The sequence below is a fragment of the Corynebacterium oculi genome (assembly GCF_001412105.1).
GTDB classification, from domain to species: Bacteria; Actinomycetota; Actinomycetes; order Mycobacteriales; family Mycobacteriaceae; genus Corynebacterium; species Corynebacterium oculi.
In genome coordinates this window covers 19,678-41,264 of the sequence record NZ_LKST01000003.1, presented here as the reverse complement: position 1 = coordinate 41,264, position 21,587 = coordinate 19,678, and the positions used below count along the sequence as shown (strand labels likewise).

8 protein-coding genes and 1 tRNA gene are annotated in these 21,587 nt (G+C 67.4%); 1 reads left to right on the top strand and 8 read right to left on the bottom strand.

Annotated features, from left to right (window positions below; translation table 11 throughout):
• Window positions 1-4: 4 nt before the first annotated feature.
• From Cocul_RS07595 to Cocul_RS07575, 5 genes are read right to left on the bottom strand one after another with little or no spacing between them, the layout of a single operon-like run.
• Window positions 5-1,741 carry an ABC transporter ATP-binding protein gene (locus Cocul_RS07595; protein ID WP_055122702.1) on the bottom strand — a complete coding sequence of 579 codons (1,737 nt, stop codon included), beginning with the start codon at window positions 1,739-1,741 and terminating at the stop codon, window positions 5-7.
• On the bottom strand, window positions 1,738-3,462 hold the full coding sequence (locus Cocul_RS07590; protein WP_082422238.1) for an ABC transporter ATP-binding protein: 1,725 nt from the start codon (window positions 3,460-3,462) through the stop codon (window positions 1,738-1,740). The genes Cocul_RS07595 and Cocul_RS07590 overlap by 4 nt, the downstream gene beginning before the upstream one ends.
• 2 nt (window positions 3,463-3,464) lie before the next feature.
• A complete protein-coding gene (locus Cocul_RS07585; RefSeq protein ID WP_055122701.1) occupies window positions 3,465-4,223 on the bottom strand; it encodes a thioesterase II family protein in 759 nt (252 codons plus the stop codon).
• Window positions 4,223-6,292: a Gfo/Idh/MocA family oxidoreductase gene (locus tag Cocul_RS07580; RefSeq protein ID WP_160318501.1), complete on the bottom strand. Its 2,070-nt coding sequence runs from the start codon at window positions 6,290-6,292 to the stop codon at window positions 4,223-4,225. Before Cocul_RS07580 ends, Cocul_RS07585 begins: the two co-directional genes overlap by 1 nt.
• 14 nt (window positions 6,293-6,306) lie before the next feature.
• Window positions 6,307-18,459: a non-ribosomal peptide synthetase gene (locus Cocul_RS07575; protein ID WP_160318500.1), complete on the bottom strand. Its 12,153-nt coding sequence runs from the start codon at window positions 18,457-18,459 to the stop codon at window positions 6,307-6,309.
• A 273-nt stretch (window positions 18,460-18,732) separates the two neighbouring features.
• On the opposite strand from Cocul_RS07575, the gene Cocul_RS07565 reads away from it, so the two are divergent.
• The gene (locus Cocul_RS07565; protein ID WP_082422235.1) at window positions 18,733-20,208 is read left to right on the top strand and encodes an MFS transporter; all 1,476 of its coding nucleotides are present in this window, start codon (window positions 18,733-18,735) and stop codon (window positions 20,206-20,208) included.
• 8 nt (window positions 20,209-20,216) lie between these two features.
• Here Cocul_RS07565 and Cocul_RS07560 read toward each other — a convergent pair.
• The 3 genes from Cocul_RS07560 to Cocul_RS07550 all read right to left on the bottom strand — a co-directional run bounded on the left by Cocul_RS07560 (window position 20,217) and on the right by Cocul_RS07550 (window position 21,565).
• Window positions 20,217-20,292, bottom strand: a tRNA-Arg gene (locus tag Cocul_RS07560).
• Between the two features lie 17 nt (window positions 20,293-20,309).
• Complete coding sequence (locus Cocul_RS07555; RefSeq protein ID WP_055122697.1) at window positions 20,310-20,765, bottom strand: dihydrofolate reductase; 456 nt, start codon at window positions 20,763-20,765, stop codon at window positions 20,310-20,312.
• Complete coding sequence (locus tag Cocul_RS07550; RefSeq protein ID WP_055122696.1) at window positions 20,765-21,565, bottom strand: thymidylate synthase; 801 nt, start codon at window positions 21,563-21,565, stop codon at window positions 20,765-20,767. Before Cocul_RS07550 ends, Cocul_RS07555 begins: the two co-directional genes overlap by 1 nt.
• Window positions 21,566-21,587: the final 22 nt, after the last annotated feature.

Sequence of the window (21,587 nt, the reverse complement as noted above, 5' to 3'; positions counted from 1 at the left end):
GATCCTAGTTTGATTGTCGATCGGCCGCGAGGTTCCAGCGGCCGGCTTCCTCGCGGAGGGACCAGAACCGCCGGTAGCGCTCGTCGCCCCGGGCGAGTTCCTCGTGGGTGCCCCGGGCCGCGATCCGCCCGCCCTCAAGCAGGAGGATCTGGTCTGCGCCGCGAATGGTCTCTAGCTGGTGGGCGACCACCACCACGGTTGCCTCGCGGGATAGATCCGCGAGGGCCTCGGTCACGGCCCGGCGGGTCGTGGGGTCAAGAGCGCTGCTCGGCTCGTCGCATACAACAAGCGGGGCCTTGCGCAGTAGCGCCCGAGCAATGGACACGCGCTGCCGCTCGCCCCCGGAAAGTAGGCTTCCTCCCTCACCGACGCGGGTATCCCAGCCCTCGGCGAGGCGATCGGCGATCTCCGTGACGTGCGCCCGGTCGGCTGCCGCGCGGATCTCCTCCGGGCTCGCCGAGGGGTCACCGAGGGCGATGTTCGCCCACAGGGTGTCGTCGAAGAGATAGACGTCCTGGAAGATCATCGATATATGGCCATAGAGGTCGGTCGTCGTCATATCCCGTAGATCCACGCCGCCGATCTCCACGGAGCCGGAATCGACGTCCCATAGCCGGGCGATGAGCCGGACGATGGTCGTCTTGCCGGAACCCGAGGGGCCGACGAGCGCGGTGTACGTTCGATCCGGGACCGTGAGATCCACGCCGTCGAGCACCCGGTGTTCGCCATAGCTGAAGCGAACGTCGCGGAGGCGGACGTCGGCGCGCTCCGGGAAGGCCACCGCCTCGGCGGGCTCCGGCAGACCGGGCGTGGTCAGCAGCGCGCGGACGTCGTCGATCTCCTCCTTCGACTGGTGCAGGGCCGTGGACATGGACGACACCACCCGCAGCGGCCCGACGGCGAGGGCAACGAGGCCGACGAGCGCCACCGCCGTCACGGCATCGCCGCCTCCGGTGGCCGTCCACACCGCGAGCGCCGAGACCGCGCCGAGGATGAACTGGAGGACAAACCCCTGGAGCACCATCCCGCCGACGGACAGCCACAACGCCCGGCGGCCCAGCTCCCGCTGCCGATCAATCGCCCGGTGCAGCGGCGGATAGTCCGCAGCGATGCCGGAGGAGCGCAAAACCTGCTGGCCTCGAGCGAACTCCAGCAGCCGGGAATCCGTATCCGCACGAACCCCCCGAACCCGCTCCTCCCCCGCGGATTCCCACCGGGCGGCAACCCGGGAGGACAGGTACACGACCGGCCCGGCGGCCATGAGCGCCAACCCGACCCGCCAGTCCAGCAGCAGCGCCCCGACGGCGATCGTCGCCGGGGCCGTGATGCTCACGGTGAGGGGAACGAGCACGTCCATCGCCGCCGTGGCCACGAAGAGCGTTCCCCGCACCGCGGAGTGAGACGCTCGGCCCTGCGACTCCGGGCCAAACCAGCTCAGCGGTAGGCGAAGCAGCGTACTCCCCAGGCCCCGGTGCATCGAGCGGATCACGCCGAGCGAGCCGGTGAACCCGGAGCTCGTGGCGACGGCCATGATGACGGAATGGAGAAGCAACGCAACGCCAAGAACAATGAGCGCCCGGACCGTTGCGGGCCAATCGGCGCGGAAAAGCGCGGTGAAAACGGGAACCATGAGCAGGATCGCGATGCCCTGTGTGATTCCGGCCGCGACGGCGAGGGCGAGGACCCGGTGCATACGCCGGGTATCCTGGCCATCGGTAAGGGCAAGCAACGAGCGGATCATCGGGTGGCCTCCTGTTCGGTGGATTGTTCCATGTCTTCCCACATGCGGGCGTACAGGCCGCCGCGAGCCAGAAGCTCGCCATGCGTCCCGGACTCGACCACGGCCCCCCGATCCATGACGAGGATGCGATCCGCGTCCGCGATGGTGGTGAGACGGTGGGCGATGACCACAACCGTCCGGCCGCGCGTGAGTCGAGTGAGCCCCTCCTGGACGGCGGTCTCGGATTCGGGGTCGGTCGCGGACGTGGCCTCGTCGAGAATGAGCACCGGGTTGTCCGCGAGCAGCGCGCGGGCGATGCCAATGCGCTGAGCCTCTCCGCCGGAGAGGCGGGCGTCCTCGCCAATCACCGAGTCATACCCACGGGGCAGGGCGAGAATGCGCTCGTGGATATTCGCCGCCCGCGCGGCCTCAATGACCCGTTCCTTTGGCGCGTCCGGGGCGCTGAGACGAATGTTGTCGATGACGGACATGGACAGCAGTCCCGTGTCCTGAAACACGGTGCCGACGGTGCGCCGCAGCACCTCTGGATCCATATCCCGCACGTCCACACCGCCGACGGCCACGGAGCCCGCGTCCGCGTCCCGGAACCGAGCGATGAGGGCGGCCAGGGTGGACTTACCCGACCCGGACGGTCCGACGAGGGCGGTGACGCCACCGGCGGGGATCTCCGCCGTCACCCCGTCCACCGCCGGGGTATCCGTGCCATAAGAGAAAGTAACGTCCCGCAAGGTGACGCTATAGGGCCGCTCCGGGCGCCGGGGGGAATCGGTCACCGGTAGCTCGGGCTCGTCAAGGATCTCGACAACGCGCCCGGCGGCGTCGATAGCCTGGGTGCGGGCCTGGTTGCCGAGGGCGAGGGTCTGAAGGCTCGCCGGCAGGAGCATGGCGATGACGGTGACCACGAGCACGTCCGCCGGACGGCTCCACCCCGCGTGAACGAACCACGCGCCGAAGGCCAACTCGACCGCCCCAGCGAAGGCCGCGGACAGAAAGACCACGGCAACGGACTGAGCACGCATCTGCGGGGCAACCAACGCCGCAAAGTTGCGCAGGAAGGCATCCGAGCGCTCGGTGAACCGGCGCGACCCCTCCTCCCCGTGGTTGAAGATCTTGAGCACGGCCACGCCGTTGACGTACTCCACCACCGCGTCAGAAACCCCGGCGAGGCCCTCATGGATACGGTCCATGACCTCCCGGTTGGAGCCCCGGGCCAGAACGCTGAACACCACGGCGTAGAGCACGCCGGGGATCAGGGCTACGAGGCCAAGCCGCCAGTCAAGAAGGAAACACACGACGACACCCGCAAGCGGAGTAAGCACGCCCGCGACGATCTCCACAACGGTGTGGGCGACGAGCTGGTGCAGCGAATCAACGTCATTCTGGACGGCCTGGCGCACCCGCCCCGAGGAGCGATCATCGAACCACCCGAGGGGCAGCCGAGACAGCTTCGCCGCGAGCGTGAGCCGCAGGCGAGCTTGGAGGCGCACGTCCGCGAAGTGCGTAATCATCAGGGCCACGGCGCCAAAGAGAGCGCTGAGCCCAAGGCCGGTGAGGAACCACAGGAGGGGGCCGGCGACGGCGACGTCACCGCCAAGGAGGCGATCAGTCAGGGTAGCCAACGCCACATAAGTCACGATGGTCATCGCGGAACCGATCCCCTGGAGGATCACGCCGGCTGCGAGGGCGGGCAGCACCGGGCGCAAGATACGGGTTGTGGTCATGGTTATCTCTTTCTCTGTAGGGTGCGGGCGGCATGACGGAGAACTCCGCCGCAACACATCTGGGCTAGTTCCGGGCGATCAATATGGTGCATGTGATCCCCGGGCACGAGGACAGGTCCGAGGACGTCAGGGGACAGGCGCTGCCACCCTGCAACAGAAGCAGTAATCAACTCTTCATCGGCGTATCCTTTCACCACGACGATTGATGACTGGGTCGTAGCACTTCCCGGGGGTGGTGGGGAGTATGTCTCAATGAGGCGGTAGTCCTCGCGAATCGCCGGGAGGTACAACGCCGCGAGCTCGGGTTCGGCGAGAGCCCGGGCGGTGTCCGGGCTGCTGCGAGACAACGCCTCAACGAGGGCACCGTCCGCCCCAAGGTGCAGGGTGCCGCCACCCGCGTGATCCGGGGAGGTCTGCCCGCTGACGACGAGCGTCGTCCCCTCGCCCCCGCCCGCACGCTGCCAGGCGAGCAGCGTCTCATAGGCGAGGATCGCTCCGAGGGAATGGCCCGCGAGTATGAGGGGAGACGCGGCGTCGAGAGCGGCGGCTATTTCCTCGGCGAGGTCGCGCATCGTCGCCGGGTGCGCGTCGCCCAACCGATGATCCCGGCCGGGATACGTCACCCCGAGCACCCGAGCCTGCGATCCCGCGATCCGGCCCCACGGTGCGTACTGCCGGGGGCTTCCCCCGGCGTGTGGGAATACCACGATGGTGGATGAGGGTGCCGCCGAGCCCGGCACGGGGACGAGGATATTTCTCATCAGTGCGCCTCCTGCGGTGGGTCCATCCGCACCGGCGGCGTGGAGCGGATGTCCACGGGCGCCGGGAGGGCGGAGGAGACGCGCAGCCACCACCGCAGCACGAACACCGTGCGCCGGCTCTCCCCCGCGCCCGCATCGAGGAGCCCGGCGACCGCGCGACGAATGCCCTCTGGCCATGCGGTTTCCACGAGTTCACCCCAGGTGGGCGGGACGGGTCCCCGCCCCCACTCCTGCGCAACCGCGCCGTTCGGGTCAGTAAGTGCCCCACCTGCGATGTGCGGGCGCTGCGACCAGCGAGGGAGTGTGCCAACACCGTCCCACGTCAGTTCCCCATCGGCAGTCTCGACGACCGCCGCAGCGACCGGCTGGGAGTGATTGTCCGGGTCACGTGGATCCATGCGGTGATCCAGCAGGATGTCAACGGGTACTCTCCCCCACATCCCAGAGATAAGCCACCGGCCCGGTGCAGCCCCGGGGGCGATGCGCGCGTCTCCCAGAGGCACCGCGCCCACTGCCTCGGCGAGCAACAGCGCCGCCCGGTCAAGAACCTGATGGCTCGTGCGGAGCAGGACGTGGGTGACGGTCGATCGTAAGATAAGCGAGCGAACCGCGTCGATGAACGCTCGGACGGAACCAAGGTGCTCGTAGAAGCCGGTGACCCGGTAGGTCGTATCGTGCTCGCGGGCCAGGGAGGTCAACGCGGCAACGGTACCCGGATCAACCGGCAGCTCCTGGAGCACAGGGATCCCGGCGCGGAGGAACCCTGCGGCAAGGGCGTCCCCCTGCCCACCGACCACCCCGCTGCGCACGGCGATAACGGCCACTGCCGTATCCCGGGGAAATCCGGGAAGGCTCGGTACCTCGGTGGTGTCACCGACGGCGAAGTACCGTACCCCCAGGTCGCGGGCGAGGGCTTGGCCGGTTCGCCCGCCAGTGCCGACGATCGCCGTCAGCGGTGCTGGTGAATCAGGGCCCGCGAGCGCCTCCGCGTAGCGGGCACCGAAGCCCGCTCCGACGACCACGGCTCCCCGGGAATCGAGATCATAGGTGAACGTCACGTCGCCGGTCCACGCGGCCCCGCTCGCATACGCCCACCGGGCTCCCTGCTGCGCCTCAGCGAATAGCCTCAGAGCCGCCTCCGCAGCAAAGTTTCCGGTCGCTCGGTAGCTGTCCGCGCATTGATAGTCAGCGGTCACGGTCTCGTGCCCCGCCCGGATGCGCACGGCGATGCGGAAGTACCGCTCTAGCTCGCTCTCCCTCCGGGATGCGGCGGCAACATCCTCAGCCGTGGCTTCCCCTGCGATAAGACGGCGGAGTTCTCGCACAGTCTCCGGGGCGTCCATGACGTTGATTCCCCGCAGATACGCGACACCAGCCATGCGGGCGGCGTCCACGTATTCCTCGTCGAGATGCACGCTAAGCGAAGCCCCATTCGGGGGGCGCCATCCTGCTGCGGATGGTCCGCAGGCCTCGCCCTTGACCACGGCGCCATCACGCCACACCGCTCCCGGCCAGCCACCGTCGGCGGAAAGCGAGTCAATGTATTCGCGCAGCGTCGCCGTCGTCAGCGGCTGGCGCCCGCCGACGGCGATCTCCACTCGCGCGCGGCTCGGATCTGCCACCAGCCGCAGCGCCGCCGTCAGCATCGCTCCGGTTAATCCCGGTTGCACACCGGCACCGAGGAGGACGCTTCGCCCGGCACGCCGCGCGGCCCCGTCGAGCTCAGCGATGATCCGCTCCGAGCCGTGAGCGTCCACGACGTGCAGGCCCAACGACAGCGCCGCACGGGCCAGCGGTATGGTGCTTACCGACGAAGGCCCCACCGCGTTAATGAGCACGGCCAGGTCTCCTTCGATAAGGGTGGCACCCAGCGCCGCCCTCGGATCATCCTTGAGATCGAGCAACGCCGTCTCCACGGTCGGCCCGGGTTGACCGTCGGTACACGCCGCGACGGTGGCCGCGAGGCGATTGACGTCACGACCGAGGAGCACCACGCGGTCCCCCTGGCCAAGCACGCGGATCAGCCGCGCCGCCGCTGCGGACCCCACTGCCCCGGTAGCGCCACTCACGAGCACCGTTTTGGTCATCGCTCCTCCCCCGATCCCCACCACGGTGTCCTCGCCAGCACCAGGTCTGCTACCGCCGGTGCATGTGCGGCGTCGAGACAAGTGAAGTGGTCACCGTCGATGTCTATGATCTCAAGGCCGCCCTGGCACTCTTGAGTCCAGAACGCCGTCATGTCCTCTCCGAGGTCCGGCAGGAAGGACAGCGGATCCCGCTGCCGCAGGAATGTCACCGGCACGGTCACCGGCGGCTCGGACCATGCCGCCACCGCCGCGAGACTGTGAACGTACACCTGCCGCAGAGCGGCGAGGGATTCCTGGGACCACGCCCGCCCGGCCTCCGTGCGGAGGAACCTACCGATCCGCTCGTTCGATGTCCGTGGCACGCGGGCCAGCTGCGCGCGCAGGTTCTCACTGGCGTAGCCGTGGAGTACCTCGGCGGTCATGTCACCGTGCCCGTCTCGTCGGGCCGCGCGCAGCGCGCCACCGAGGGCGTCCTCGTCAATGTCTATGCCCATGTCCTGCGGCCTGCACTTCATAAGGCGGGCGAAGGAGAAGTCCAGAAGGATCTCATCGCGCACGGTGAAGGGGATCCTGTAGGAACTCATGACCGTCGCGGCGGCCTCCACCCCGCACGCGGCGAGACGGTCGGCTATCCCGGCGGCGAGGAGCCCTCCCATGCAATACCCGATGACGTGTACTCGCTGCGCCTCGGTCTCCAAGACGCTCGCAGCATACCGCTCGGCAAGATCGTGGAATAGCGTCTCCGGCGGGGTAGTGAGGTAGTTGTCTCCGGCGGAGCGCTCGATGCCCAACACCGGCCCCGCGCCGCGCTCTGTCAGTTCCCGGAGGAGCTCCGCGTACGGGGCGATGCCGCCGGAACCGTCGTGGACCATCACCGTGAGATCGGTCATCCCGGCCTCGGTGCAGGGCAGCAGCCACGTGAGGCGAGGGCCGCCCGTGGGAGACGGCGCCTCGTGCGCTGTTTCTTTCGGCACGGTAAGACCAAGTACGCGGCGGCAGCCATCAATTGTGGGGTCGGCGACGATGGCACGCAGCGTCTCGTCCCAGCTCGGTAGATCCTCCCGATCGATCGCCCGGCGCATCTGCCCGATGCACCGTGCGAGCAGCAGGCTATCGCCGCCGAGATCATAGAAGTCAGCGTCCCCGGTCAACGGCTCGGACGGATCGAGGCCGAGGACTCGCCGCCAGGCATCGGTCACCGGATCCACCGACGCGGCTACCCGCGAGCTGGTCGGGCGCGTCTCCGACACCAGGGCAGCGACGGCGGCGCGATCCCGCTTCCCGTTCGCTGTCAGGGGCAAGGCCTCAACCACCCCGATCCGTCGAGGCCGCATCTGTTCAGGCAACATCTCCGCGGCGTCAAGCGCGTCCTTGGGGTTTGACTTCCGCGCGATAAAAGCGTGTTGCGCCCCGAGTTCCAACGCCGACCCCGGTTCCGGAAACACCGCGACGGTCGTCAGCGGTGAGGCGTCGAGCGCCTTCCGCCACTGTTCGAGGGTGAAAAACGGCGAACCCGTGATCAGGCGGTCATCGGTCGCTTCGCCCAGACCCTCCTTGAACTCCATTGAGGCCATGAGGGGAGCGTTCGTCGCCGTCGAGTCGATGGCGACGAACAACCCGCCCGGGGCAAGCATGTGATCGATCCGTCCCAGTGCGTCGCCGATATTCCGGGCGTTGTGCACCACGTTTGCGCACAGCACCACATCTACCGATCCCGGCTCCACACCCTGTTCATCGGGATCAGCGTTGATGTCGAATAAAGCGGTACGCACCTGCGGCCACTCCTGCTCGGCGGCCCCGGTGAAGTACCGGGACACGTCCGTGAACAGGTAGTCCACGCCGGTCTCTGGTAACTCCTTGATCACCTCGGCGGTCGTCCCGCCAACACCCGCACCGATCTCCAAGATTCGACACGTCTGCGGAGAAAGGCTCCGCGCATGGTGCGCAACCGCCGCCGCGCACACCCGGTTGAGGTATGAGGCCAGGAGGTTTTCCCCGTAGGCGGCGCGAGCCACGGACATATCCCCCGCGGGGAACAGAAGGGAAAGGGGGTCCACGCTGCCTTCTAGCAAGCCCGGCAGCTCGTTCAGGCAGGATCGCAAATAGTCTAGCTGGCGGCGGCCGTAGCCTAGCCTCTCGTCGAGGCGGTAAATCTCCGCCCAGTGATCCTCCGTGGCGATCCCCGGCTCCACCACGGACACTCGCCCGTCAGCACGCCGCAGGCGACCCGCGCGCTCCAACTCCTCTATCCACCTGTCGATGAGAGTGCCGCGGGCCTGGGCACCCGTGCCCGCGACGATCTCATCTCGGCTCGCGGTTCCGTCTGGGGAACCAAGGGTCACTCGTGCAATCTGCGCGGTCATGGCGTCAAGCGCGGCGGCGGTCACCAACTCGTGTATCCGCCGAAAGTCCCGGCTCTGGTCCTCGTTGAGTCCCTCCGCCCGGCTCCGGGCGGTGACCGCAGCCGCCAGTGCGCCCAGGGGCGAGGTGGCCTCGGGCACGACGACGGCAACGAGTTCCTTCCGATCCCCCTCACCCGTCACTGCGGCAAGAGCATCGGCAACCCCTTCGATCTGTCGCAACCCAGCCTCGACCTCACCGAGTTCGATACGGTGACCACGGATCTTTATCTGGCCATCATCGACCCGACCGCAGAATTCGATCTCTCCGTCCGGCAGGTACCGTCCGATGTCCCCGGTGCGATAACACCTCTCCCCGGTACCGGGATGCTGGCCAAACGCTGCTTCCGTGCGCTCTGGATCGCCGAGGTATCCCTCGGCCACCCCATCCCCGGCGATGACGATCTCTCCGCGCTGACCGATCGCCGCGCGACCACCGCTCCGATCCAGAACCCACACAGCCTGGTGGCCGAGCGCGCGCCCATAAGGTACTGAGCGGCACGTGGCGTCCTGCTCCGGGGTGCAGCGGTGGGCGATTGACCAGATGGATCCCTCGGTAGCACCCCCCAGAGCGTCGATGATCGCCTTCGGGGCGAAGGCCCGCACGCGGGCGGGTTGATTCACCGGTACTCGATCTCCAGAGACGAGAACCGCGCGCAGCGGTATCTCTTCGGTGGCGCCGTCTGCATCGCCCAGATGATCGAGCAGGATCGTCAGTTGCGCGGGCACAGAGTTCCACAGCGTGACGCCGTGCCGACGGAGATCCCGCGCCCACGTCTCCGGGTCTGGGACCGTACCGCACGCTGGCACCACCACGGTGCCCCCTGCCCCGAGCACCCCAAAGATGTTAAATATCGCGAGATCGAAAGAGGGGCGGGATACTGCGAGGACGCGATCTTCGTCCGTGAGTCCCAGACGCTCCTCCATCTCATCGAGGGTTGCGCATACCTGGCGGTGGGTTACCGTCACCCCCTTCGGAGTGCCCGTCGAGCCGGAGGTGAAGATGACGTACGCGAGTTCGTCGGTCAGCGGCTCGGCCAGCGCCCTCCGCACCGCGTCCCGCCACTCTGTTGCGTCTCCCTCGCGGGCCGCCCACAGCGTAGCGTCGTCAATAACTGGAACTTCCTCCGTATATGCCCGCCGCACTATGTCCAGCACGGCGCGGATCCGGGGTTTCGGCCAGTCCGGGTCGAGCGGCACGAAGGCACGTCCCGTGAGCAGCGCGGCGAGTTGCGCCGCTATCTGTTCCTCCCCCGGTGGGAGGAGCACCGCAACCGGCGCGCGGCCTCCGGGAAGCCCCTCAGCGATCCGCACCGCCGTCGCGCACAACTCGCCCCGGGACATCGTGCGGTCCCCGTGGATGATCGCCGGAGATTCCGGGGCGTCAAGCGCCGCGCGCAGGAACCGGCCGTGGAGCAGCCGCCCGTTCATCGATCGGGTTCGCACTACTGGCTCCGGTTGGCGGGGGGAAGGCACGTCTAGATCCCCTGCGGCGAGTCGATCGAGGGTGTCCTGGACATCGGCAAAGAGGGCATCCAGCACCGCTGGGTGGAAACCACCGTCACGCGAGTCCCAGTCCATCGTGACCGCCTCTCCGTCCGGGGAAAGCTGCACGTCAAGGAGCACCTGCGGGGTCTTACTGATCGCTGTGCCGGGCACCGCCCGGAGGATCTGCGGGGGTTCGGCGGTGTCCACCCCTACGGTTGAGGTGAAAACAATGGGGATACGGCCGCGGTCCTCCCCACCTGCGCGACGCAGGTCGCGCAGGACGCGCACGCCCGGGTAGGCCGCGTGATCGAGGGCATCAAAAAGCCTGCGTTGGAGAGCCTTCACCGTTGGCGCGAGTTCTCCTCCCAAAGGTAGATCGAGGACCACAGTCGAGGTGAAGTCACCGACGATCCTCTCCATTTCCGCTGCGGAAGGGCCATCCTCCAGGGGAGCGCGGTTCACGGTCGTGAGGGTGACCAGGGCGGAATCTTGTTCTTGTGCATACCCACTAATCCCGATGTCCGCATACCGCTGTGCGGCTGTGGCGAACGCCGCGAGCACCAGCCCGGAGGGAGTGACCGCCAACCCAGCGGCTGTATCGCACAGTCCACGCCAGGCTTCCGCGTCCAGACGATGACTGCGGCGTGTCGTCCCCCCGAGTCCCGTCGCGTCGGGATCCGGGGAAAAAATCAACGCCGGCGGCAGGGAATCCAGCCGATCCCGCCACCAACGGGCGTCCCGATCTTGCTCTGCACGCCCCTCTGGTGTTTCTGCGTGTCGGGCGCGAGCCTCCAGGCACTGCCGGAATGTCATTGCCGGGGCTTCGAGGGGTGCGGATGGGTTCCGTAGGCAGTGGTCAAGGTCCCGGACAAGGGACCGGATACCTACGTAGTCCGTGACGATGAGATCCACCGAGAGATGCAGTACCGGATCGCCGGAGCCGACGGTGAGCGTAAGCTCCACCATCGGTGCCTGACCGACGGGGAAATTCCGTTCCTGTGCCTCGGCACGAACAATGTCTCGCGCAGTCTCCGGGTCTGGTGCGGTGACTCCGGTGCCGGTCTCCCCAGTAGAAACGTCGATCACGCGCACGTGAGCCTCGGCGGTATGGTCAATACGTTGACGCCCCTCGCGATCGACGAGCGCCCGAAGCATCTCGTGGGCATCGACTACTTTCCGCCACGCGCGACGCACCGCCCCAACGGGATCAGCTGCCGAAGCCGCGTCCAGTCGGTCAAGGGGCAGCGCGAACTCGCTATAGCCCTGGCAGGCGACCCCACCATCCTCGTAGGCCGTCGTACGGCCCATGAGGTAGCTGGCCTGCACGTCGGTGAGATCGAACCAGCCCTCCGGCGCGTCTGGGCGGGTGGGCTCTCCCGCCGTACCGATCACCGCGTCGCGGAAGGTGCCGAAGTCGGGCATGGTCAGCAGGGTGCGAAGCGCGACGTTGATCCCGCGCGCCCGCAGGGTACTGATGCAGCGTGTGGCGGCAAGCGAGTCGCCTCCGGCTCGGAAGAAGTTGGTGTCCTCGGTGACCCGATCGAGCCCCAGGGCCTGCGCCCAAGCCTCGGCGAGAACCGCTGCATCCCCACTCGGAAGGTCGGTGAGTTCTGCAACGGTGCGCCGAACCACCCGGCGCGCGACCTCCTCGGGCATAACCTGGACGAGATAATCGGCGGTGAGGTGCAGGCCGCCACCGTCGTCGGCGACCTGGAGATCGAGGACCACCTGCGGCGTCGTGGAGGACGCCTCAATCTGGGTGCCAAAACTTCGCTCGCGCAACGAACGCTCCGGTTGGGAAGTAAGGCCCAGGGCGCACGTGAATACGACCGGGAAGAGCCCGGCCACGGGGTCGCCGCTGGTTTGCACCGCGCGGGCGGCGAGGCGCAGCGTATCGCGTGCCGGGTCGTCTGCGCCGGCTACCGCGTCCTGTGCGGAGCGCTCCGCGACCGCGCGGTCTCCGGCGCTCAGGCCATGCAGCGCAGCGAGGCTGAGGCTCGTGAAGTCTCCGAGTACCCGATCGATGCCCGGCGCGGAAAGATCCCGGTCGAAGCGGGTGAGGTTGATGGTGTGGCTATCCTCACCTGTCTCTGCGGAGAGGGCACGGCCGAAGGCGGCGAGGACACCGGCCGCCGGGGTGATACGGCGGGTGGCGAAGCCCGCGCGGATTTTCTCCCACGCCGCGGCGTCGATGTCCGCGCCAACCCGGGCCATTGAGGAGTCGGTGAACTGGGCGAGTGTCTGGCGATCGGGGACGAACGGGGCCGGGGGAAGCTGCTCTATCACGGTGTCTAGGCGTTCGTCCAGTTCGGTGGGGCTGAGCATCCGTCCCTGCCACGGAACGGGGGCCGCAGGATCGGTGAGCCACGGTCGCTCCGAGAGGTATGCGGCGGCGGAGGCGGTATCATCTCCACGTACCTTCGGGTCGGTATAGCGCTCCTCGATCTCGTTCATGAGCAGCATCATCGACGCCCCGTCGAGCAGGAGGTTATTCATCGACACCGCGATGGTCGCTCCGTCCGGCCCGAGGGACACGCGCACCGCCAGCGGCCCCTCCGCACGCGGATCGGGCGCGCGGTCTCGCAGTTCCGTAACAGCGTCGTCGGTGACGGCCCACGAATTCAAGGAGTGCTCGGCCGTGATTCGGGCTACGGGCGCGCCGTCTGGCCCATCCACTATGACCGTACGAAGAACCGGGTGGCGGCGCACGGCCGTGCGCACGGCCGCCTCCAGGCGGGAGGTGTCCACTGCGGGGGCGTGGAATACGAATAGGCAGCGGGCGGGGGCACCTCCGAGAAGCTGCTCGCTGTCTCCACCGGCCAGGTAGGCCTGCTGGACTCGGGTGAGGGGGTGCGTATCCACGCCGCGGCGCCCACCGGCCACCCGGCGACGCAGCTCACCGAAGGTCGGGTTGTTAAAGACGTCCACGGCGCGGAGGCCGGTCACTCCGGCCTCACGCAGATCCGCAAGCACCCGCGTCGCGGCGAGGGAGTCCCCACCGACAGCGAAGAAATCCGTGTCGTCGGAGATATCGCCGCCGGGGAGGTCGGGCAGGTGTCGGCGCCAGCTCGCCGTGAGCGCTGTGGTGACCTCACGCCGATCCGACGCTGCGGGAACCGTGGTCGCGGCCGATGTATCGGCCCCGGTGTCTGCGGCCACTGCGCGCAGAATGACGCTGTGTCCGTCCTCTGCTTCGAAGTAGCGAAGGCTCAGGCCGGCCTCAGCTACCAGTGCTGACCACTCGGCGGCGGGGAGCAACCCCCCGCGATCGTCGGCGTCCCCGAGCATCGCCGGATTCACCAGCGCCGCGGAAACGAGCGTCGCCGCCGTCGCGTGTTCGGCCTCGATGACATGCACTTCCGCGCCCCGCGCCAGCGGCACCGCCGCGAGCTCGGCGCGCAGGCGTGAGTCCCGGTGCAGGGTACCGCAGGCCACCACGACGTCCGCAGGGGAAGGCAGGTCGGCGGCGTCGAGGACGCACGTCCGCCCGTTGACCGTAGCGATGTCCGCTATGAACTCGTCGGGTTCCACGACGATCCAGCTATCCGCCCCCTCTGGGGTGGCTCCACCGATCCCGTACCCGAGTTCCACGACGTTTACTCGATCTCCATGCTCGGCGCGGCGGAGCACCCGCTCGTTCAGGGCGTCCAGCGCCCTTGCGACCGTGGGCTGAGCCGCCGCGAGAGCGCGCGGGGAGAGCACCGGGTGATCGAGGATCGCAAAACGCCGCGCACGGCCACGGACGATGTCCGCGAGTAACTGTGCATCCTGGGCGGACCAGGCAACGGGGGCATCGGCACACCCGGCCGCCTCTGGCCCATCGGTGACAAACCGCCGCCATGCCGCGACGACGGGTGCCGCCCAGGGCACGAGGTCGGTCGAGGCATCGAGACGCGCCATCGCGTCCTTGAGGAGGGCGGACACAGTAGCGGGTTCAGTGCGGGAGACGGTGCCTCCTAGTCGGCCGACTAGCTCGCAGAACATCTCGTCTACTGCGCCCCGGTCGAGTACCCCAACAGGCATGTCCCAGCGGATCTCCACGGTCGCTTCGTCGAGCGTCGTGAGCTGGCAGTCGATGAGCACTCCGGGGGTCCGCGTCAGCGACCAGTCCACGCGTACCTCACGGGAGGCTGGAACGAGAGCGGCGTCATACCCCACCACGGACGTGAACACCACCGGGTAGCGGCCTGTCCGGCCGTTGCTGACAATCTGCATGCTTCCCCCCGTAAGCGCGGCCGCTAGTGCGGCGTGTGTGGCGGCAGGATCGGCCACCGCCGGGCACGCGCACACGCCCAACCGGGAAAAGGCCCCCAGAACCTCGCGGTCATCACCGTCCGGGCGGTAACTCAGCGGGACGACGATACCCACCTCCTTCATGCCCGACCGCTGCGCGAGGAGAGAACCAAACTCCGAGAGAACCACCGCAGAGATGGTTGCCTCGGATCGTTCGAGAGCAGCGAGGGGAACGCGCGCCCGGATGCTCTCGAAGGTTGCGAGCGGGGTGTTCGCATCGAGGTGGGACGCCGCAGCAAGGGGAAGCACCGGGGGCTCAGGCGTGACCGTTCGGAGTCCGGTAAACCCGTCTTCCTCGGCGGTGAGGGCGTAGCAGTGCCGGGCAAATGCCTCGGCGGAGGGGTTCACCCTCGCCACCAGGTCCGGGTTCTCCCCAGACAACGCAGCGGTAAGGGCGCCGAGGATGACGGCGAGGCTGCGTCCATCAAGGGCCAGGTAGTTGATGAGCACTCCGACCTCGCGCACTTTTTCTCCGGGGAGCACAAGTTCCAACGGCACCCTGGGGGTGGCGGAGGAAAGGTACCCACGGAGATCCGCAGAGCGGTGAAGCACCGTGACGAGCAGGGCATCGCGGGGCTGCACGACGTGCTGAGCATCATCGCCATCACGGATGACTCGCAACCCAGCCCAGCGGGTGACAAGCCCCTCCGCCGCGCCCCTGACCTGCTCAGAGGTGAAAACGACGCCGGCGCTACTGAGGATCGCCGCATACGCGGTGGCGGCGCGGACTGTCCCTTGGATACCGTCGGTCCCCAACGCATAGGCTCGCTGGAGCGGGGTGAGGGGAAACCGGGCGCCGACATCGGCCATGTGGTCTCGGCGCTCTGCTTCCTCGTCGCCCCTGTTCTCCATGCGTCCCGCCGCCTCCACGGCGGCAGCAAACCTGTCGAACGTCGGGTTGCCGAATAAGTCCGCGGCCGTCACCCGGTAGCCAAGCGCCCGCAGACGCGAGCACACGGAGGTCGCACCGACGCTGTCGCCGCCAAGGGCAAAGAAGTTCGATTCCCCAGCATGGTCCGTCGTCCCGAGCACGGCGGCCCAGGCTGCGGCCACATCGGCCTCTATCTCTGGGGCGCGAGGGGCTGCGTCTTTGTCTTTTCCTTCCTCATCGGTCAGGACTCGCTCGGCCCACGCGCGGTCGATCTTTCCATTCGCGGTGAGTCGTAATTGTGGCACAACGGTCACATCGCGCGGCACCATAAATCCCGGCAGGGTCGCGGCGAGAGCCTCACGCACTCGGTCAGCGGTCTGCGCGTTTCCCGCGGCCGCCACGAGCGCGCGCAACGCTGTGTTCCCCGGCTCGGGGAGAACCACGGCCGCCTCGACGCCGTCAAGGGCCCGCAGGTGGTGCTCGACATCCCCGAGTTCCACCCGGTGCCCACGGATCTTTACCTGGTTGTCTCTCCGACCGACGAAGAACAGCAGGTCATCATCGCCCCAATAGCCATGATCGCCAGTGCGGTACCACCGGGAACCGTCGGTGTCGGTGATGAATCGTTCGGCGGTCAGATCCGGCCGGCTGAGGTACCCCGTGGCGAGGCTCAACCCGCCAATCCACAGCTCCCCCACCACGCCGCCCGGCACGTCGCGCCCGGCGGCATCGACGATCCGGTACGCCTGCCCCGGGAGGGGGCGGCCATAGGGCACAGAGGGCCAGGCCGGATCAAGATCCTCGGGTCCATCGATAACGTGCGCGTTAGACCAGATCCCGCCCTCGGTGGCGCCGCCCATAGCAACGACGCGTGCCCCACCCGGGATCGCGGTGACGGCGCGGACGCGCGCGGGCAGTGTGGGCGATACCCAGTCGCCGGAAACGAGCACCAGCCGCAAGGGCAAATCCGGCCCCTCCTCGGCGGCGACGGTGAGCATCTCCGCAAGAGCGGGGGCGCTGTTCCACGTGGTCACGCCGTGTCTGCGAATAAGTTCGCACCAGGCAAAGGCATCGCGGTGATCGTCCTGTGCGATGCACACCACGGTGCCCCCTGCACCGAGAAGACCGAAGATATCAAAGACGCTGAGATCGAAGTCTAAGGAGGATACTGCAAGGACGCTGTCCTGCGGCCCGATTCCGTGGCGGTCTACCACGGCAGCGACGGTGTTCGCCGCCGCGCGGTGGGTCATCACGACGCCTTTGGGCGTGCCCGTCGAGCCAGACGTGAAGATGACGTACGCACGGTCCTCGCCGTCTACGGCACGCGGCAAATCAGCCGGGGTCTCCCCGGCGGTGTACGCCTCGGGAGCCACCTGATCGATGACCGCCGCCGGCTGCGCGGCCTCCGTGATGGCGCGTAGCCGCTCATCCGGGGTATCGACACTCACCGGCAGGTAGCCCGCCCCGAGGTATAACGTGGCGAGCACTGCCGTGATCTGGTCTCGGCCCTTCGGCAGGCGGATCAGCACGAGATCCCCCGGGGCGACCCGGCCCACTAGTTCCGCCGCGAGACGCAGAGCCGCATGGTGGAGTTCGGCATAGGTAAGGTTCGCACCGAGGGCGGAATCGATGACGGCTGTGGCTCTCGGGCGCTCCTCCACCTGCCGCAGCCACGCCCCGTGGAGGGTGGAGGCGGCAGAGTCCACCGGCGGCACGGAGTTCAGGGCGTCGCGCCGCTCAGTGCCGGATAGCCGCACGAACTCGTCCATCGGTCGATCATCGCACCCGGCGTCCCGCTTTTCCGACGCCGCGATCCGTTCCAGCGCGTCGGTTACCGTCCCCAGCAACTCCGGTCCGAAGGTATTGGGGAAAGCGCCGTCGCGCACGTCGAGGGCCACACAGACCTCCTCCGAAGTGAGGCGGAGGATCTGTAGATCGACGAGAACCTGCGGTGTCACCGACCCCGTTGCCGTGAGTTGCCCGAAGGTTTCCAGCACGTCATGAGGGAATAACACCTCTTCCCCACCACACGTAAGCACGAACGGCAGACTCCCGCTGTGGCCCTCACTCTGGCGAAGCAGGGCGCGCACCTCCTCCGTGGAATCCAGCCCAGTGCGAATACGGCGGCGCAGCTCGGCGCTCGCCTCCCGGGAGGCCTCCCCAAGGGTTCTACCGATCGCCGATGGCGGGCGCACAGCCCACATCCGCGTTCGATCCAAGACGTCTCCGGGAGTACTGCGAGCGTCGAGGCCGGGAACGATGACCGTGAAGTCCTCGCTTCCGCACCACAGGCCGAGCGCGTGCCGATACACCGCAAGCAGGAGCCCGGATCGGGTGGCTCCCGCCGCCTCCGCGATGACCCCGATCCTTGCCCACGACTCCGGGCCAAGCCTGCGGACGTGCCTGGTCACAGTTCGTTCCGGGGTGCCGACGAGCGGAATGTTCGGGCCCTCGGGAAGGTGATCCGTAGCCCGAGGCAGCGTTCCCGCTGGCGCGATCTTTTCTTTCTGTTTCTCGCGCCCAGCGATGTCCGCGAAGGTCACCCACGGCCTGGTCACACCGGAGGATCGATAAGCGGCAGCCAACTCCCGGACGATGATGCCCGTGCCGGCGAGGTCCGCGACCGCGAGAGAGATGCCGATGTGAAGAATCCCCCACTCGTGGCCGTCATCGGTGCGCCAGCGGAGGATGTCTAGCCACCCGGACTCCCCGGCCGCATGGTTGGCGTGCCTGCCGAGGATCTCTCGACGGTGGCCAGCCAGATACGCGGTGAGTTCCTCGTGGGTTCCCGCCCCCTCGGTTTCCACGATGGTCAGCGGCGGACGCGCCTCCTGGCCGGCATCGATATGCCTGCCCTCAACGATGGTGGAGCGCAGCACCGGGTGGCGGCGCAGGGCGGCGACGGCGGTTCGCAGCCGGTGGCCATCGATGGGATCGCCGATGAACTCAAAGAGGGCGAGGCAATCGACGCCGCCGTAGAGCTGATCCTCTTCGCGTCCCGAGAGATACGCCCTTTGCGTACCGGTGAGCGGACGGCTCGTGACATGGTCACGATCCTCGCCGCTACCATGGCCAGGCGTGACTTGTGGTGACTTCACAGCATTCCTCCGCGATATAAAATATGAGTCACACGATAAGCGGTATGACTTTTGACAGTAAAGATTCTTGTGGTGCACATCACCGATGGGGCTACACGCCAGCACTGACATCCACCCCCATCCGCACCGACGCACCCCGCCAGGCATACAAGTGCACCGAACCAATAATTTCAAGTACATGAATTTATTATTTCAATGATCTAGAATGCTATCAGAATCCATCCCCGCAATCAGCGATATTGATCCACATCACACATTCCTAAGGAGGAGCACGTGAATGCCCGCTGGCTCACCGCCGTCGTCGCCCTCTCGGCGGCACTCATGACACTCGACATGACCGTCGTCACCATCGCCCTGCCCAACATCACCCGAGAGTTCTCCACCGGCCTTGAGGACGCCCAGTGGATCGTCAACGCCTACGTCCTCGTCTTTGCCGCGCTACTCCTCGGCGTCGGGGCGCTCTCCGATCACATACCTCGACATCGGCTGTTCATACTCGGCCACCTCATCTTCGGGGCGTCGTCCCTGCTTTGCGCGCTGTCCGGCTCCGCCGGGATCCTGATCGCGGGGCGGGTGTGCCAGGCTATCGGCGCGACGCTCGTATTCGGCACCTGCATGCCCCTTATCGCCGACGCCCACGAAGGAAACGACGCCGCCCGCTCCCGCGCTGTCGGCGCGTTCATGGCCGCGGGCGCGGCGGCAGCGGCCCTCGGCCCGCTACTCGGTGGGCTCCTCGTCAACGGCGGAGGCTGGCGCTGGATCTTCGCCGTGAACATCCCGGTCAGCATCATCGCCATCATCGTCATGGCTCTCGTCGCACCGGGCACTGCGGGCGCGCGGCGGAAAACCACCGGGAGAGACTGGGTTTCCACCGCGCTCGTCGCCCTCGGACTATTCGGAGCAAACTACGCCCTCATCGCCGCCCCCAACGAAGGCTGGTCGGCCGCGAACGTCCTCGCGGCGGGCGTCGCCTCCGTCCTTTTCCTCGTGGCATTCGCCGTCATCCAGCTGCGCGCGGGCGAGGATGCCCTGCTCGATCTCCGCCTGTTTGCCGTGCCCTCTTTCAGCGCGGCGATCATCCTGTCCTTCACCGGCCGCCTGGTGACCTTTGGCCTGCTGACGTACCTGATCTTCTGGCTCTCCGGGGTCCAGGGGCTCTCCCCGATCGGGGTGGGCCTCGTCCTCCTCGCGCTCGCCCTGCCGATGGTCATCATCGCGGCACCGTCCTCAGCCCTAGAAAAGACGGGCAGAGTCAACATCGTCACGGGGGTGGCGATGCTCATCACCGCCCTCGGCCTGCTCTGGGCAGCTCTTACCCTCGGGCCGGATACCACGTGGCGCTCCGTGATCGGCCCGCTGCTCGTCATGGGCATCGGCGCCGGGCTGGCCATGCCTCATATGATGAACATCGCCATCGGGGTCGTGCCCGCCTCCCGCGCCGGCGCGGCCACCGGAGCGGCCAACAGCGCCTTCCCCCTGGGCACCGCCGCCGGCGTGGCGATCTTCGGGGCGATCCTGACCTCCCGCATCGACGCGCTGGCCTGGGCACCCGCCTCGGTCCGGGAGGCCGCGACCGCCGGACAGATTGACCTGCTGCGCGGCGCCCGCGTTCAGGAGATCACGGAGGCTTTCATGGCTGGGCTAGATACGATCCTCGTCACCGGTGCCACGGTGTCCGTGGTATGCGGCCTCATCTGCTTCTTCTCGATCCGGCAGAAAGATCGGTACATCGCCCCGGAGAGCGCATAGGCTATTTTTGGTGCCCCAGAGAGGATTCGAACCTCCGACACCCGCTTTAGGAGAGCGGTGCTCTATCCACTGAGCTACTGGGGCCTGCTAGGCAGCCTACTCTATGGGCGCTCGTACCTCAGAAACCGGTACCGCAGATCATCGCCCTGCCACCCCGAATCGCTCACCCGCACCATGTCGGCGGGCACGGCGGGCGCATGCACCGGGGTGTCCACGCTCACCCGCGTATCCACCAGCGTCACCTCCACCACGTCCACGTTCCCGATGGTGGCGGCGTAGATCTCCCCGCCGCCGATGATCCACCCCTCCCCCGGTATCTCCGTGGTCACCCGCGCCCCGCGCGACCACTCCCCCGCCTCCCGGCGGGAGAGCACAATGTTTTCGCGCCCCGGTAGCGGCTTGGTGGGCAGGGATTCCCAGGTGCGCCGCCCCATGATGACGGGTGCGCCCAGGGTGACCTCCTTGAAGTGGCGCAGGTCTGCCGGGAGATGCCAGGGCATGCCGGAGCCGTCACCGATCACGCCCTCCCGATCCTGAGCCCAGATCGCTCCGAGCATTACACGGACACCTGCGCGCTGATCGTGGGGTGAGGGTTATAGCCCACCACCTCAATGTCGGAGAAGTCATAGTCAAACAGGGAGGCGGCCTTGCGCAGTTTCAGTTGCGGGTAGGGGCGCGGCTCCCGCTCTAATTGCCGGGCCACCTGCTCGCGGTGGTTGTTATAAACGTGGCAGTCCCCGCCCGTCCAGATGAACTCGCCCACGTCCAGGCCCGCCTGCTGGGCGAACATGTGGGTGAGCAGGGAGTAGGAGGCGATGTTAAAGGGCACGCCCAGGAACATGTCCGCGGAGCGCTGGTAGAGCTGGCAGCTCAGTTTTCCCTCGGCCACGTAGAGCTGGAAGAACAGGTGGCAGGGCGGCAGGGCCATGTTTTCTAGTTCCGCCACGTTCCAGGCGGAGACCACGTTGCGGCGGGAATCCGGGTTGGTTTTGAGCGTCTCCAGCGCCCGGGAGATCTGGTCGATGTGGCCGCCGCCGGGGGTGGGCCAGCTGCGCCACTGCACTCCGTAGACGGGGCCTAGTTCGCCGTTCTTATCCGCCCACTCGTTCCAGATGCGGATGCCGTGTTCTTGGAGCCAGCGCACGTTGGAGTCTCCCCGCAGGAACCACAGCAGTTCCCCCACCACGGCCTTGAAGTACACCTTCTTGGTGGTCAGCAGCGGAAAGGAGTCAGCGAGATTGTAGCGTAGTTGGGCGCCGAAGAGGCTGGTGGTTCCGGTTCCCGTGCGGTCGCCCTTATCAGTACCCTCCGCCATGATGCGGCGCAGCAGGTCCTCGTAGGGGGTGGAGATCGTCATGGCGCCCAAGCCTACCGCTGTT